Below are 15,992 nucleotides of genomic sequence, written 5' to 3' on the forward strand. Positions count from 1 at the left end.
CCTGTTGTCTTATTGAATAGCGCGAGCCACATTAATTGCGGGCTCGAAAGATGTCCAGATACCCCACACTGCTCAGAGGGCACCGGATATTTGACTGCAATTATGGGCAAAGATAGGAAATTCCGTGGCGCGTTTCCGTTAGAGGAAAACAATTTACGCCAGCAAATAGATCCACGTTCCGGCATAGTGCCCCGGACTGCCGCCGGGCATCAGGGAGATAAGGACACATCCTCGCGGTCATCGTATCGCGCCCGTTCCTGCTGCTGCATTCGCCATAGGTCCGCGTAGTGGCCGTTGGCGGCAATCAGGTCGTTGTGGCTGCCCTGCTCCACGATCCGCCCCCGGTCCATCACCAGAATCAGATCGGCATCCACCACGGTGGACAGACGGTGCGCGATTACCAGGGTGGTCTGCTCGCGGGAAATATCCTGCAATGCACGCAAAATCCCCTGCTCCGAGCGACTGTCGAGGCTGGAGGTGGCTTCGTCAAACACCATGATGGGAGGGTGCTTGAGAATTGCGCGGGCAATGGCCACGCGCTGCTTCTCCCCTCCAGAGAGTTTGAGGCCACGCTCACCCACGGCAGTATGGACACCATCCGGAAGCTGGGCAATAAAGTCATCCAGCTGTGCGTGGCGAACCGCCGCCATGACCTCTTCATCCGCGGCGCCTACCCGACCGTAGCGCACATTCTCCAGAATGGACTGATTGAACAATACCGTGTCCTGGGGCACCACGCCGATGGCCGCGCGCAGGGAATCCTGACGTACGTCCCGTATATCCTGCCCATCGACCAGGATACTGCCGCGTGTTACGTCGTAGAAGCGGAACAACAGTTTGAATAGGGTGGACTTGCCCGCGCCGCTGGCGCCGACAATCGCAACCTTCTGTTTCGGCGCCACGGTAAAGCTGATGCCCTTGAGAATTTCCCGCTCGGGGTTATAGCCGAAATACACGTTTTGAAATTCGATAGCGCCCCGTTTGATTCTCAGTTCACCGGCGGATTTCACGTCTTCAACCGCCGGTTTTACGTCGAGAATAGAGAACATTTTCTCGATGTTGGCCAGGGCGCCTTTCATTTCCCGATACACAAAACCAAGAAAGTTGAGCGGAATAAATATCTGCATCATCACGGCATTGATCAGTACAAAGTCGCCGATGGTCATGCTGCCCTGGGTCACATTGACTGCGGCCATCACCATGGCGCCGCACATGGCGGCGGCGATGATCATCGCCTGCCCCGCGTTCAGTCCAAACAGTGACAGGCGGTTCTTGCGCCGGGCCTGTTCCCAGGTAGCCAGCTCGCGATCGTAGTGCTGCGCTTCGTACTTTTCGTTGCCGAAGTATTTGACCGTTTCATAATTCAGCAGGCTGTCGACCGCGCGGCTGCTGCTCTGGGACTCCGCCTGGTTCAACTCCCGTACATAGCGGGTGCGCCACTCGGTGGCGACCACAGAAAACCCGATATAGGCTGCCACGGCACCCAACACCAGCAACGCGAAACTGACGCTGTAATTCCACCACAACAGCCCCACCACCATCAGGATCTCCACCAGGGTGGGGACTATATTGAACACCATAAACCGCATCAGAAAACCGATACCGGAATTGCCCCGCTCGATATCCCGGGACAAGCCTCCGGTGCGGCGATTGAGATGATAATCCAGATCCAGCCGGTGCAGGTGCCGGAAAACTTCCAGACCGACTCGCCGCTGGGCGCGCTCGGTCACGCGACCGAAAATCGTATCCCGCAATTCACCAAACAGCACCGACGAAAAGCGCACAAAGCCGTAGGCCAGCAACAGGCCCAGCGGCAAGGCAATCGCTGCGGCGGCACCACCGGCCTGATCCAGATCATCGACGATATGCTTTAACAGGAATGGCAGGCCAACACTGGCGGCCTTGGCGCCGATAAGACACAGCAGTGCCAGCAGCACCGGGCGCTTGAACTCCAGTAGATAGGGAAACAGGGTTTTGAGGGCGCTCCAGTGGACATCTTCCAGAGCGACGGCGGACTTGGGTCTGGGCATGGCGTATCTCGGTAAATCAGCTGCGCAGTATACCTGACCATGCCTCGCGCACTCTGTACGCGCCTGCTTGCAGCGAATGGGGACAAGGCTTCAACTCAGCAGTGGCGAACGGTTCGCCTGCAAGCAAACTCGACAGGAAAGTGGTTTAGCTCAAAGCCCTGACAGGGACGTCATCCCGCCGGCCGATAGGGGCATCGAGAACCCGCACCAGAAATTCCGTCAAAACACCCGCCGTAAACCCCCAGATTTCGTAACCTTCGTACTCGTAGGCGGGCAGGTAGATTCGGCGCTGGTCGATGGTGATACGGTCCGTGCGAATACGTGGATCATCAAAGAACCAGGCCAGCGGTACCCGGAAGATTGCATCCAGCTCACCGGGGTTCGGTGTCAGTGGTGCATCTGCCGGCACTATGCCCAGCCAGGGAGTCACTTCCACCTGCCAGCGGGTAGTGCGTGTCCACAAAGGACCCAGTACGCGCACCTGATCCGCCGGCAGGCCGATTTCCTCATGGGTCTCGCGCAGTGCGGTGTATTCGAGAGAGGGGTCTGTATCGTCCCAGCGCCCGCCGGGCAGTGAGACCTCGCCGGAGTGACTGGACAGTTGCTGCGAGCGCAACGTAAGAATGACTTGTGGGTCTGACTCGTCCGTCAACGCCAGTAGCACCGCCGCATGGCCCTGTAATTCCGGGCCACGGGGCACACGTGCCTGCAGTTCATCCCTGACTGCAGAAAATTTCTTTTCTATGGTTTTCAACATGGCTGTTTGAGTGCTGCCTCCAGCTCACGGTACCTGTATCACTATACACCTTCTGCCTCAACGGTTCAGGGAATCAGGTCGCACCCGGCTTCTGCACCGGTTTGCTTTTTGCTTCGCCTTTATCCATCGGTCGGTGTTCCCCCTTAACTTTTTCACGCATGGATTGCACCAGCGCAAAATAGATGGGCACCAGAAAGGTGGAGAAAATACTTGCAGCAAGCATGCCACCAAATACCGCAAGGCCGAGGGAGATACGGCTGGCGGCACCGGCACCGGTGGCGATCACCAGCGGGAAAATGCCCAGCACAAACGCCAGTGCGGTCATTAACACCGCGCGAAACCGCAAGCGGGTGGCCTGCAGCGCGGATTCCTCGACGGAAAGCCCGCTATCCCGCTGCAGTACCGCAAACTCCACCATCAGAATGGCGGTTTTCGCGGCCATCGCAATCAGCAGTACCAGACCGATCTGTGTATACAGGTCACTATCGCGCCCCATGATAAAACACGCCAGTAAACCACCGCCGATGGCGATCGGGATTGCCAGCAGCACCGCAACCGGTATGCTCCAGCTCTCGTACTGCGCCACCAGAAACAGGTAGGCGAATAAAATTGCCAGACCAAACAGGATCGGCGCCAGGTTACCTGCACTGATTTCTTCCAGGCTGGCGCCAGTCCACTCGTAACCATAGCCTTCGGGCAAATGATTTCCCAACAGCTCCATCGCCTGCATGGCCTCACCACTGGAGTAACCGGGCGCCGCGGCCCCGTTAATGGTGACGCTGTTGTACAGGTTGTAGCGCTGCACCGTTTGCGGGGCCACGATAGGTTTGACCTCGGCTACCGAGCTGACCGGTACCAGCCCGCCACTGTTGGCGCGCACAAAAAAGCCACTGAGGTCTTCCTCGCTGTCCCGGTACTCCGCATCGGCCTGGGCAAGCACCTGAAAGACCTTGCCGAAACGGTTGAAGTCGTTAACGTAATAGCTCCCCAGATACGTCTGCAGGGTAAGATATACATCGGAAAGCTGCAGGCCGAGAATATGCGCCTTGTCCTTGTCCAGATGCAGTTCCAATTGCGGCGAGGCGGCCTGGTAAGTGGTGAATGCCTGAGCGATTTCCGGGCGCTGATTGGCGGCGCCAAGCAGTGCGTACAGCACCCCGGCCAGCTCCTGAATTTCCCGCCCCTGCAGATCTTCCAGCACAAATTCAAACCCACCGATGGTCCCCAGCCCGGGTAGTGCGGGAACCGGGAAAGCCCGCACCTGGGCTTCCGGAACCGCGGCACCGAGTTTCTGCACCTTATCCAGAATCGCAAACTGGTCGAGATCCGGTGTCAGGCGCTCCTCCCACGGGTGCAGGATCACAATCATAAATGCCGTATTGGATGCGAGACTGTTGGACAACAGACTGAATCCCGGCACCGCCATGACATGGGCCACCCCATCGAGTTTGGTGATTTCACTGCTCAGCTTTTCGACCACCGGCGCGGTCCGCTTCAGTGAGGCACCATCGGGCAGCTGCACATTCATCATGAAGTACCCCTGATCCTCGTCGGGAATGAATCCCGTGGGCACCACTCTGAACAACACAAAACACAGCACACCTGTGCCGACGATGGTGGCCAGCCCAAGTAGCGGTAGTCGCACGAAAAAACGCACAACCCCCATATAAAAGCGGGTAGCACGCTGTAAGAAGCGGTTAAAAAAACCAAACACCCCAGTCAGCTTTTCACCGTGCTCTCCTTCCCCCTGAGGTGGCCGCAACAGAACCGCGCTGAGTGAGGGGCTCAGGGTGAGCGCATTCACTGACGAGATAAAAACCGCGATGGAAATGGTCAGGGCGAACTGCTGATACATCTTTCCCGTCAGCCCCGGCATCAGCATTACCGGCACAAATACCGAGAACAGCACGGCGGTGGTCGCGATTACCGGGCCGGTCACTTCGCGCATGGATTCCATGGCGGCTTCTTTCGGATCCAGCCCCTCACCCAGCAATCGCTGGGTGTTTTCCACCACGATGATGGCATCGTCCACCACAATACCAATGGCGAGGATCAGAGCAAACAGTGTGACGGTGTTGATCGTCATACCCAGTGCCAGCATTACCGCAAAGGTACCGATCAGAGATACGGGAATGGCAACGGCCGGGATCAGTGTCGCACGCCAGTCCTGCAGGAATACGAAGACCACCAGAATCACCAGTAGCAGCGCAATGACCAGTGTTTCCACGACCTCCTCGATCGAGGCTTTCACGAAACCGGTGGTGTCGTAAATAATTTCAGACTCCAGCCCTTCCGGAAAATGCCGCGCTAACTGGTCAACCTTATCGCGAATTTTATTCGCCACGTCCAGAGCATTAGCATCCGGCAGCTGGTAGATCGCCATAACCGCCGACGGTTGTCCATCCAGCTCCCCGTAGGCGCTGTAACTCTGGCTACCCAACTCCACCCGGGAAATATCCCGCATGCGTACAATGCCACCATCCGGCCGGGAGCGGATGCTGATATTTTCGAACTCTTCAACACTCTCCAGGCGACCCTGAGCGAGAATACTGTATTGAAACTGTTGTTCCTGTTTGATTGGTGGCGCACCGATTTTTCCTGCGGCCACCTGCAGGTTCTGCGCGCGAATCGCGGCGATCACATCGTTGGCGGTGACATCCAGCGCGGCCATCTTGTCCGGATTCAACCACAGGCGCATGGCGTAATCCTGGGCGCCGAGAATCTGCACATCACTGACGCCATCAATCCGTGACAGCTCGTCTTTTATAAAAATATCGCCGTAATTGGCGAGAAATAGGGTGTCAAATTTATCGTCCTTGGACAGAAGGTTGACCACTAGCAGAATGGTGTTGGATTTCTTCTCTACGGTGACCCCACTGCGGGTCACCTCATCCGGCAGGCTTGGTGTGGCCTGTTGCACCCGGTTCTGCACATTGACCTGAGCAATATCCCCGTCATAGCCACTCTCGAAAGTCACCGTCAGGGTATAGGTGCCGTCGTTGCTGCTGGTGGAAGACATATATTTCATGCCCTCCACTCCGTTGACCTGAGACTCGATAGGTTCCGCCACACTGTCGCGCATGACTTCCGCACTGGCACCGGGGTAGGATGCCGTAACCACTACCGTGGGCGGGGTAATGTCGGGAAACTGGGCAATGGGTAATAGCGGCAGGGACAGCACGCCCGCAAGGGTGATCAGAATAGAGATCACCAAGGCAAAGCGCGGCCGTCGGATAAACGTCGCGCTGATCATCGCATCACGCCCTGCACCCGGGGACCGCGGATATCATTTGCCATCAAAATAGGCATCCGGTTCCTTATCCTGGCCCAGGGGCTCACTGCGTTCGCTGTCCGGTTCCGGCAGTTGTTGCCCGCTACCGTCACGCATTTCCGCCTCGATCTGCTGCAGATCTGAACCGGTGCCAGACGCGCCGGACTGACGACGCTCTTCCGGCGAGACCTCACCTTCGCGAAACTGTGTGACGGGGCTGGTCTGTGCAGGCGGTTGTTCGGTCTTGATCCCCTTGTAGGGATCCAACGCGACGTTCTGCGGTGCTACCGGCTGCCCATTGGTAACCCGCTGCAAACCGTTGACGGCAATTCTTTCACCGGGTTTGAGTCCATCTTCCACCGCCCACAGGGCGTTTTCTCGCTGCCCGAGCTTGAGAAAACGTTTCTGCGCAATATTCTTGTCATCGACGACGTACACGAAATGCCCCTGCATATCTTCGAGCACCGCAGATTGCGGCACGAGCGGCTTTACCGCTTGCGCACCGGCAAACACACTGATGACGACGCGGGCGAACTGCCCCTGCACCAGCAGGCGTTCCGGGTTGGGAAAACGGGCGCGTACCAGCGCAGATCCGGTCGCCTGGTCGATCTGGTTATCCACAAAAACCACGATGCCGGGATAGGGATAGAGTTTTCCATCCGGCTGTTTGATGCGCACTTCCCGTTTCACTGGCGCGATGCCCTGCTGGCGGCGCCGCTCGGTCTCTTCCTGTACCGCAAACAATCGATTCTCCGGTACCTCGAAGGTGACGTAGATCGGGTCCATGCGCACGATGGAGGTGAGAGGGTCGGTGCTGGGACCTACGAGAGACCCCTCGGTATATTCCGAGCGGCCAACCAGACCGGTGAGCGGCGCGCGGATTTCGGTATAGGAAAGATTGAGCTGGGCGGTTTCCACATCTGCCTGCATGGCGGCAACTTTGGATTCCGCCTCTTCGAAATTGCCGGTCAGCTCGTCCATCTGCATTTTGCTGATGGCACCGGTCTTAATCAGTTCGCTACCGCGCCGGTAGTTGCGCTGTGCGACCTGCAGCGCGGAGCGTGCCTGCGCCAGATTGGCGCGCTGGTTATCCAGTGCGGCAATAAACGGTTTGGGGTCGATCTGATACAGCAGCTCGCCCTTCTGAACCAGCTGCCCCTCAACGAAATTGCGCGTCTCGATATACCCCTCTACCCGCGGGCGCACCTTGTATTCATCCGTAGCTTCCACCCGCCCCACATATTCGTAGCGCGGAACCACCTGATGCGCGCGCACCGCCAGGACCTCAACCGGCGGCGGTTTGGGCTTGGCCTGCTCCTCTTGCTTACTGCAGGCCATCGCCAAAATGGCAATTACTAAAACGAGAATACGCGCCATGGAAAACCAGCCATCGCTACTGCACAAAAATCCTACTTACCACTATAGAAGGAAGATGGCTGGCGAACTGGCGCTTACTGCGACCGCGGGTATACTTGCGCCATGAAATTTTGCAGCCATTGCGGCCACACCGTTGTTTTCGAGATCCCCGCCGGGGACGACCGCCCCCGCCACCTGTGCCACGATTGCGGTGCCATTCACTATGTGAATCCCCGCGTCATCGTCGGCACCCTGCCCTACCTGGGCGATCAGGTTTTACTGTGCAAACGTGCCATTGAGCCCCGTTACGGGCTTTGGACCCTGCCTGCCGGGTTTATGGAAAATGGAGAGAGCAGCGAGCAGGGCGCGCTCAGGGAGTCTTGGGAAGAGGCGCGCGCCAAGCTGCGCGTGGATGAGCTGTTTTCGGTGTATGACATTCCCCATATCAATCAGGTGTACCTGATTTACCGCGGCGAGCTCACCGACACGGATTTCGGTCCGGGGCCAGAATCGCTGGATGTAGAACTCTTCGACGAAAAAGATATTCCGTGGAACGAGATGGCATTTCCGGTGATGACGCAAACGCTGAAACACTATTTCAGCGACCGCGAGAAGGGGCAGTTTGCTTTACACAGGGGAGTGATTGAGCGGAAGCTTTAAGCGCACTCCGCGGAACTGGATCCCGGCCTTCGCCGGGATGGCGGCAAAATCAGTTACAGCGGTCGTCCAGCTTCCACAGATCAAACGCCGGTTCCTCGTAGGGATGGGCGCCGCGCATCGCCGCAAGCACCCCATCCACCACCTCATCCGCACACACGGTTTCCACCCGGTACTCGGGCACCTTTTCCACTTCACCCTGCTGCCCGATAAAGGGCTGGCTGCCATCCAGCGGGCGAAACTGGCCGGTGCCGAGGACCTGCCAACAGCAGCTGTCGTAGTCACCGATACGCCCGGCGCCGGCGGCGAAGATCGCCTGTTTGACCGGCTCCAGATGGGTTTCGGGGATGTAGATACAGAGTTTGTACATGGCGCTTGCGTTGACGATCAGAACATCAGGGTCATCAGCTTGCGCTGGTAAGTAGTCGCCACCGGGTCGCCGGCACCCAGCGCCTTGACAATATCCAGGTAGGCCTGTTTGGCTGCGCCGTCGGCAAAGCCCAGGTCCTTGCGCAACAGGTTCAGCAAAATTTCCAGGGCCTCTTCGTGGCGGTCCGCCTGGCTGAGTTGCACCGCCAGCTTGTAGGCGGACTCACTGTCTTCAGGGTTTGCCGCCAGTGCCTGTTGCAAGGCCTTGATTTCCGGAGAGTCAGCAGCGGCCTGCTTCAGCTCGAGCTGTGCCATCAGTTGCTGATAGTCTGAATCCTGATCCGTCATCAGGATCTTGCCGAGTATGTCTTCTGCGTCCTTGGTGCGGTTTTTCTCCAACAGAACGGCGGCGTATTGCTTGGCAATATCCGCGCGCTCGCCGGAATCGCCGTAAGCCTGACGCAGCAGCGGCAGCGCCTCGTCCAGCTCGCCCTCACCCACCAGTTTCTGCGCCTGCTGGAATTGCAGTTCCCAGGCCTTGGGCAGGTACTTGTCCAGCATCTCGCGAATTTCTTTTTCCGGCTGGGCGCCTGCGAAGCCGTCCACCGGTTGGCCGTCTTTGAGTACCATGACCGTGGGCAGGCTGCGCACACCCAGTTGACCTGCAAGCGCCTGTTCGGTATCCGCATTGAGCTTCGCCAGCAGGAATTGGCCGGCGTACTCGTTGGCCAGTTTTTCCAATACCGGCATCAGCTGTTTGCAGGGCTCACACCACTCGGCCCACACGTCTACCACCACCGGGCGCTTCATGGACTCTTCAATCAGTACCTGCTGCGCATTCTGTGCCGTCACATCGACGATAAACTCTTCCACGTCTACTCCTGATAACTTGCTGGCGGGCTGCCACATACGGGCAGCCACGAATGGGCGCATGATACCTGATTCACCGGAGTTTGCGCCTCCTTGTACCCTCTCCTTGTACCCACCCCACTGCACGTTCCAGGGGTATTCCGTTTTCATTGCCCGATTTAGAGGCTGAACCGGCCCACTCGTCTACCCAGACACATCCAATATATTACGCATAAACCCAAACTCTGTTTACCAGTTCAGAGATGACGGCAAGCGCGGGGAGGACAACAGGCGAGAGAACTTTTGCCAGCGCTCACCGTGACTCTCCGCACCCTGCTCTACATATTCCTTCACTAACTGTTTACCCCAGTTGTAGTTGATAACGTAGGCACCGTAGGTATCCACAAACTGCACACGCTGGGCAGCTTTTTCCGGGCTCATAGCGGTGTATTTCTGGAAGCGTTCGATGGCTTCGTCGCGGTCGATGTCACCATCAATATACTCCCGGGCGACAATGTTCTCCGCAAACTTCAGCTGCGCCAGTAAATCCAGAACCTGTTGATACTTTTCTGCACCGGCGGGATCCAGCCCTGCCAGCGGATAGAGGGTTTCTTTTTCAAAGCGGGTTTTCTCATCCCCGGGAAAGGCCAGTTCAATACCGTAATTAGCACTGCCTTCGGCAATCAGCGATTGGGGGCTGAACAGCGGATAGACACTGTATTCGACCCAGCCCTGATCATTGACCAGTTTCTCTTCCAGAAGCGCATTGTAGGTATGGTGACCGGGATAGCCTTCATGGCAACCGAGGTCCACGGCGCGATCGATATGAATGGGGAGGCCGCTGTTGATCTGAATCAGACTGTGGGCCTTACCCTGATACCAGTTGTAGCCGCTCCAGGGTTTGTCCTGAACATATTCCAGCCGAAAACTTTCATTCTTCGGCAACTGGATCTGGGCCTGGGTGCGTTTTTTACATTCGTCGATCGCAGCTTTGAACACGCTGTCGAGTTTGTCTTCGGGAATCCGGTACTGCTCACGGAATGCCTGCACACGAAAATGGAGCGGCTCGTCACCGGGAAGCGCCTGATTCAGTGCGGCCAGTACCGGATCAAAGTCTGCATATTGCTGCACCGGTGGCTCGGTGTCGTAGAGTGCGCGAGCTTCTTTCTGGAAATTCCGAAAACCCGCATCGGCGATATGGTGCGCATGGGCAGCGACGGCCTTCAACTGGGTTTTCAGGTAGTGCTGACGCTGGGTGTTCAGGTCTCCCGCGGGCTCAACGCTGTCCGGTAATTGAGCGAGCAGGCGCTCCGCACGGTTGGCCAGTTCTGCCGGCGAGGCACCATCCTGTGCCGCTTCGGCCTTCCAGGGGGCCGGGCCGTAGTAGGCATCCACGTAGCTTTTATCGTGATTCCCGAGCGTTAGGACCAGGCGCACATACTGCTCCGCCAGTGCGTCCAGCGCGGCATCGCTGTGCGACTCCGGTTGCACTTCTGACTTTTCAGCCCCAGAAGCCTCCACCGGTTGCTGCTCCGATGTCTTTTTTTCCGTGCCGCCGTCACAGGCGAACTGAAAAATGGCCAGCAGGAATACAGCCGCGGCACCGATTCGTCTATCCACAATAGTCTTTCCCATGGTGATTTATCTTTGCAATTCCACCCGCCCGATTTCCGGCGAAAGCCCGGCGAGTGACTGTTTGATCCAGTCGAGAAACAGTTGCACCTTGCGCGTGCGGTGCATATCCCGGTGGGTAACCAACCACAGGTTAGTGCACCACTCCGGCGGCGGTTCAATTAACCGCTGCAGTCCCGGGCGCGCTTCCGCACACCAGTGGTTCAGGGCAGCGATACCCACACCACAGCGAGCCGCATCTTCAAAACCGGAGAACTCATTGCAACGGAATACGATCTGCTCGTCCGGAACTTGTCGGGTAATCCAGTGGAGGCTCGGGATAAAGTCGTAGGCTTCGGTGGGCCCGATAAACCGATGCCCGGCCAAGTCGTCCAACCCATTGAGCGGCCCACACTCCTGCAGGTACTCGGCCGAGGCGTATAGTGCGCTGTTCAGGGTAATGGCTGGTTGCACCACGTAGTCGGGCTCGGTGGGCCTGGCGCCCGGACGGATCCCGATATGCGCCTCGCCATGATCCAGCCGCAGGTGCCGCCGGTCTGCCACCAGCTCCAGGCGCAGGTGCGGATTTTCCCGCTGAAAACCGCGGATCACCGGCATCAACAGCGGAATCAGGGTATTCACCGTGGTAATTACCAGAGACCCCTGCAGTGTTTCCTCGGCGCCCTGCATTTTACCCACCAGCAGATCCAGCTGGTCCTGCATGTTCTCCGCAGCCCCCATTAGCATCTGCCCCGCCTCGGTGGGTACATAGCCCCGTGGGTGGCGGATAAACAGGCGGGTTTTCAACGCCTTTTCCAGTGCATCGATACGCCGCAACACCGTGGAGTGGGACACTTCCAGCTCAAGCGCGGCACCGGACAGGGTGCCCGCCTTGGCCACGGCAAGGGCGTAATGCAGATTGTTCCAGTCCTTGACCGAGCTCACCGCCAATATTTGCTCCCTCCGCAATGTCCGCAATCAGCTTGCCTGCGTCAACTCTAGCCGCGGCCGACCTTCTGTGCAAATTTGCACAGAACCTTTGCATGGATTGTATTTCTGTTCCTCTGTGGCTTCGACAAAATAGCCCCATTGCCAGCCCCTGAGGGCACCATTTTCAGAGGACAGAATATGAATACGCGACACAAACCCCACCTGTTGGCCCTGGCCGGCAGCCTGCGCAAAGACTCCTGGAACCGCCAACTGGCCAGTGCGGCCGCGGAATTAGCCCGCGAGGCCGGCGCAGAAGTTACCGAAATCGACCTGCGCGAGTTCCCACTTCCCTTGTTCGACGAAGATATCGAGGCGGCCGGTGTACCTGAACAGGCGAGCCGCCTGAAGGCTCTGTTCGCCTCTGCTGACGGCCTACTGATCGCAAGCCCGGAATACAACGGCTCGGTAAGCGCAGCGCTCAAGAATCTGATTGATTGGGTGTCCCGCCCTGACGGACAGTTTGGACGTGCCGAAGTGTTCCACGGCCGCCGCGCGGCACTATTTGCCACTTCCCCTGGCGGGCTCGGGGGCATGCGCGGACTGAATCACCTGCGGGATATTCTGCAGCCACTGGGCACCTGGATCGCGCCCACCATGCTGGCAGTACCGTCGTCCATGACCGCTTTTACAAACGGCAGACTGGTCGACGAAAGCGCCACCGCGCAGCTGCGTGCACTGGTGCAGGATACCTTGCGCTCGATCGAGGTGAATGCCCGCTCGTCCGCAAACACCGCATGACTGCATGCCCCGGCGCACACTATTCTTCCAGCTGTTGAGTCCAGAAACGCTGCATTTTCAGGAACAGGAAGGAAGCGGTCCAGGTGATCATCACCAGGCCGGTGAGAGCCTCGAGCCCTGCGGTAAACCGCAGGGCTCCGTGAGGTTCGATATCGCCAAACCCGAGGGAGGTGTAATTGGTGAAAGAGAAGTAAACACAGTCCAGCATGGCGCCATTGAAATTACCCGTCAGGGTGCCAAACAGCGGCGAGTGATACATAAAGTAATACCCCACCGCGAACATCCAGATTTCCACCACATGGGCGATGAGCGCACCGAATACACCGATCAGTACCGCTACATTACGGCGAAATTTCCAACGGTGCGACACCCAGAACAGGGTATTCAGCGCCTCGTGGTGGATCACCACCGCGAAAGCCACCAGGAACATATTGATCAGTGTCGCTACCAGCATTTCAGCGTCGCTTCTGAAAAAATTCCCGTACCAGGGTACCGGCCTCGTCCTGCAACACGCCACCTTCCACCTGCACCCGATGATTGAAAAACCTCTGTTCCGGCAGCTGTAGCTGGCTGGCGACCACACCGGCGCGGGGCTCCGCCGCCCCGTAAACCAGCCGCGCTATGCGCGCGTGCACCAGAGTACCGAAGCACATGGTGCAGGGCTCAATGGTGACGTACAGGGTGGCTCCGGGCAGACGATAATTCTGCTGATGCTGCGCGGCTGCGCGTAATGCCATGACTTCGGCGTGGGCGCTCGGGTCCGAGGAGGAGATGGGTTGATTGAACCCCTCCCCTATGACCTCGCCCCCCAGAACCACTACAGCGCCCACGGGCACTTCGCCCAGCTCGGCCGCTTTTTTTGCCAGACCCAGGGCCTGCTGCATAAACATAAAATCGCGTGGTGTCGCCACGGTTAAGGGTCCTGATTTCTTGTCATTCGGCGCAACAGAAAATCTGCCTCCAATTGCAGAGAAGTTTCCGCTTCAAGCTGCTGGCGCGCCTGGTTATTTCCCTTCCAGGCAAAAGGGGTCATGGTCAGAAAGTCCGTCACCGCCTCTACGCCGTCAATGTCGAGGGGAAATTCACAGCGCATTTCACTTTCCGGCGTGAACCCGGCGATTGCAGCGGGAACACTGTGTTGCTGAGGCGTATCATACAGCCGGGATTTCAGGCTCCAAAGGTGATTGGGCCCTGGCGATACGTCGAGCAATACTCCTCCCGGTTTCAACACGCGTGCCAGCTCTTCCGCGGGGCCCGGCGCAAACACACGCATTACCGCGTCGACGCTGGCATCGGCTACCGGCAAATGGAAACTGCTGGCCACCGCAAATTGTGCCTGCGGCTGTTTTTTTGCCGCCAGCCGCACGCCGGCCTTCGCAATATCGATACCGTAAATCAAGTCCGCCGGCCAATCATTGCCGGCAATTTGCCGCGCGTAATAGCCTTCACCACAGCCAATATCCAGAAGCACGGGAGCCGACTTGCTCACCACGCCGGCACGCAGCTGCGCACAGATCGCATCGACTAACGGCTGATAATGACCGCCTTCTAGAAAGCGGCGGCGCGCGTTCAGCATTTCCGCCGAATCCCCCGGTTCCCGGCTGCGCTTATGTTGTACCGGCAGCAGGTTTACATAACCCTCTTTCGCCTGATCAAAGTTGTGGCCGTTATCACAGCACCAGCTTCGCTGTTGCAGGTTCAGGGGTTCTTTACAATGGGGGCACTGCCAGATCATGCGCTTTCGCTGACTTCCTGCATATTTCGCACCGTCGATTTATTCAGTATCAGCTCCGCCGCTTTTTCGGCGATGGCAATCACCGGTGCGTTGGTGTTGCCGCTGATGAGGGTGGGCATTATGGAGGCATCCACCACACGCAGTCCATCCACACCACGCACGCGCAACTCACTATCCACTACAGCGAGCTCGTCCTGACCCATCTTGCAAGTCCCCACCGGGTGATAGATGGACTCCGCTTTCTGGCGAATAAAATTGGCGATGGCGTCTTTACTGGTGAGCGAATTTTCCGGCAGCCACCGACGCTTCTGCAACTTATTCAGTGCGGGTTGCTCGATGATGTCCCGCGCCATTTCAAATCCTTCTATCAGTACCTGCAGATCTTCCGGCTCTGCCAGATAGTTGGGCTGAATCGCCGGTAGCGCGCGCGGGTCACGGGATACCAGAGTGATCTGGCCCCGGCTCTTGGGGCGCAGGGCGCAAGCGTGCAGCGAATAACCGTTGCCGGGACGCTTGTCGAGGCCGTGATTAAACAGTGGCGCCGCGCTCAAGTGGAACTGGATATCCGGATGCTCTCCAGCAAGACCAGAACTGGCAAAGCCTCCCGCTTCCGCCACATTGTTGGTCAGCTTTCCTCGGTTGAGCAAAAGGTACTCGGGAAAATGCATTGCCGCACCCAGCTTGGACAGAAACGCGTCGTTAAAGCCAACAGGGCGATTAGTTTCCACCACCTGGGTAATATCGAGGTGATCCTGGAGATTACGTCCCACACCGGGGAGGTGGCACTGGGGAACAATCCCCAATTTTTTGAGTTCATCCTCGGGGCCAATACCGGAGAGCATCAGTAGTTGAGGCGACTGAATAGCGCCTGCGCAGAGAATGATTTCCTTATTCGCCACCACGCGCTGGCCATTGACCAGCGTGACGGCACTCACCCGATCCCCCTTGAATTCCAGTCCCGCCACCGGAGAGCTGGTGTAAATGCTTAAATTGGGGCGCGCTTTAGCCGGATACAGATAGGCCGTGGCCGACGAGCAGCGGCGTCCGGCCTTTTGGGTTACCTGGTAAAAACCAACACCGTTTTGCTGGTGGCCGTTGAAATCGTGATTGTGGCGGTGCCCGGCCTCCTGCGCGGCACTGACGAAGGCGCATCCAGCCGGTGACTTCCATTTGAGATCGGATACCGACAGGGGACCAAAGCCGCTGTGCCAGGCATCACTGCCACGCTGATTGCCTTCGGCCATCAGAAAATACGGCAGTATGCCGTCCCACCCCCAACCCGGATTTCCCGCCTGTTCCCAGGCGTTGTAATCCCCAGAATTGCCACGGATATACAGCATGGCATTAATCGCGCTGCTACCTCCTAGCACACGACCTCGGGGCCAGAACAGACGGCGGTTATCTAGGTTTGCCTGGGGTTCGGTGTAGTGATGCAGATTGAAGCGCTTACCCGGCACCAGGTAGCCGATTCCCACGGGCATTTGAATCAACAGATTGTGATCGGAGGGACCAGACTCCAGTAAGCAGACGCGATTCTGCTCAGCTTCACTGAGGCGGTTGGCCAGCACACAGCCCGCCGATCCGCCGCCAACAATCACGTAGTCGTATACTTTACTTCTCGCCATGATC

The 15,992-nt window shown here is 57.9% G+C and carries 14 protein-coding genes; 2 read left to right on the forward strand and 12 right to left on the reverse strand.

Annotated features, from left to right (window positions below; all coding sequences use genetic code 11):
• Positions 1-209: 209 nt before the first annotated feature.
• The 4 genes from AU11_RS06120 to AU11_RS06135 all read right to left on the reverse strand — a co-directional run bounded on the left by AU11_RS06120 (position 210) and on the right by AU11_RS06135 (position 7,462).
• Positions 210-2,030: an ABC transporter ATP-binding protein/permease gene (locus tag AU11_RS06120; protein WP_043317209.1), complete on the reverse strand. Its 1,821-nt coding sequence runs from the start codon at positions 2,028-2,030 to the stop codon at positions 210-212.
• A 145-nt stretch (positions 2,031-2,175) separates the two neighbouring features.
• Positions 2,176-2,787: a CoA pyrophosphatase gene (locus AU11_RS06125; protein WP_043317211.1), complete on the reverse strand. Its 612-nt coding sequence runs from the start codon at positions 2,785-2,787 to the stop codon at positions 2,176-2,178.
• A gap of 73 nt (positions 2,788-2,860) precedes the next feature.
• Entirely contained in the window at positions 2,861-6,040 is a 3,180-nt protein-coding gene (locus tag AU11_RS06130) for an efflux RND transporter permease subunit (RefSeq protein ID WP_043317213.1), read from the reverse strand.
• Between the two features lie 33 nt (positions 6,041-6,073).
• The gene (locus AU11_RS06135) at positions 6,074-7,462 is read right to left on the reverse strand and encodes an efflux RND transporter periplasmic adaptor subunit (protein WP_231491605.1); all 1,389 of its coding nucleotides are present in this window, start codon (positions 7,460-7,462) and stop codon (positions 6,074-6,076) included.
• Positions 7,463-7,537: 75 nt separating this feature from the next.
• On the opposite strand from AU11_RS06135, the gene AU11_RS06140 reads away from it, so the two are divergent.
• On the forward strand, positions 7,538-8,074 hold the full coding sequence (locus AU11_RS06140; RefSeq protein WP_043317217.1) for an NUDIX hydrolase: 537 nt from the start codon (positions 7,538-7,540) through the stop codon (positions 8,072-8,074).
• Between the two features lie 49 nt (positions 8,075-8,123).
• Here AU11_RS06140 and AU11_RS06145 read toward each other — a convergent pair whose 3' ends face one another.
• The 4 genes from AU11_RS06145 to AU11_RS06160 form a co-directional block, all read right to left on the reverse strand.
• Positions 8,124-8,441, reverse strand: a complete 318-nt coding sequence (locus AU11_RS06145) for a YqfO family protein (RefSeq protein WP_043317219.1) — start codon at positions 8,439-8,441, stop codon at positions 8,124-8,126.
• A 17-nt stretch (positions 8,442-8,458) separates the two neighbouring features.
• On the reverse strand, positions 8,459-9,313 hold the full coding sequence (gene trxA / locus AU11_RS06150) for a thioredoxin (protein WP_043318343.1): 855 nt from the start codon (positions 9,311-9,313) through the stop codon (positions 8,459-8,461).
• 225 nt (positions 9,314-9,538) lie between these two features.
• A complete protein-coding gene (locus tag AU11_RS06155; protein WP_197023775.1) occupies positions 9,539-10,909 on the reverse strand; it encodes a hypothetical protein in 1,371 nt (456 codons plus the stop codon).
• 21 nt (positions 10,910-10,930) lie between these two features.
• A complete protein-coding gene (locus tag AU11_RS06160) occupies positions 10,931-11,845 on the reverse strand; it encodes a LysR family transcriptional regulator (RefSeq protein ID WP_043318344.1) in 915 nt (304 codons plus the stop codon).
• Positions 11,846-12,028: 183 nt separating this feature from the next.
• On the opposite strand from AU11_RS06160, the gene AU11_RS06165 reads away from it, so the two are divergent.
• Positions 12,029-12,628: an NADPH-dependent FMN reductase gene (locus AU11_RS06165; protein WP_043317222.1), complete on the forward strand. Its 600-nt coding sequence runs from the start codon at positions 12,029-12,031 to the stop codon at positions 12,626-12,628.
• 19 nt (positions 12,629-12,647) lie between these two features.
• Here AU11_RS06165 and AU11_RS06170 read toward each other — a convergent pair whose 3' ends face one another.
• The 4 genes from AU11_RS06170 to AU11_RS06185 are packed head-to-tail and all read right to left on the reverse strand — an operon-like array spanning position 12,648 to position 15,988.
• On the reverse strand, positions 12,648-13,082 hold the full coding sequence (locus AU11_RS06170) for an ion channel (RefSeq protein WP_043317224.1): 435 nt from the start codon (positions 13,080-13,082) through the stop codon (positions 12,648-12,650).
• Between the two features lies 1 nt (position 13,083).
• A complete protein-coding gene (tadA, locus tag AU11_RS06175) occupies positions 13,084-13,518 on the reverse strand; it encodes a tRNA adenosine(34) deaminase TadA (protein WP_051687081.1) in 435 nt (144 codons plus the stop codon).
• A 23-nt stretch (positions 13,519-13,541) separates the two neighbouring features.
• Positions 13,542-14,363: a 23S rRNA (guanine(745)-N(1))-methyltransferase gene (gene rlmA / locus AU11_RS06180; protein WP_043317229.1), complete on the reverse strand. Its 822-nt coding sequence runs from the start codon at positions 14,361-14,363 to the stop codon at positions 13,542-13,544.
• Entirely contained in the window at positions 14,360-15,988 is a 1,629-nt protein-coding gene (locus AU11_RS06185; RefSeq protein ID WP_043317231.1) for a GMC family oxidoreductase, read from the reverse strand. Before AU11_RS06185 ends, rlmA begins: the two co-directional genes overlap by 4 nt.
• Positions 15,989-15,992 lie beyond the last annotated feature (4 nt).

Origin of the sequence: Microbulbifer sp. HZ11 (assembly GCF_000708675.1) — a bacterium.
In the GTDB taxonomy this organism is placed as follows: domain Bacteria; phylum Pseudomonadota; class Gammaproteobacteria; order Pseudomonadales; family Cellvibrionaceae; genus Microbulbifer.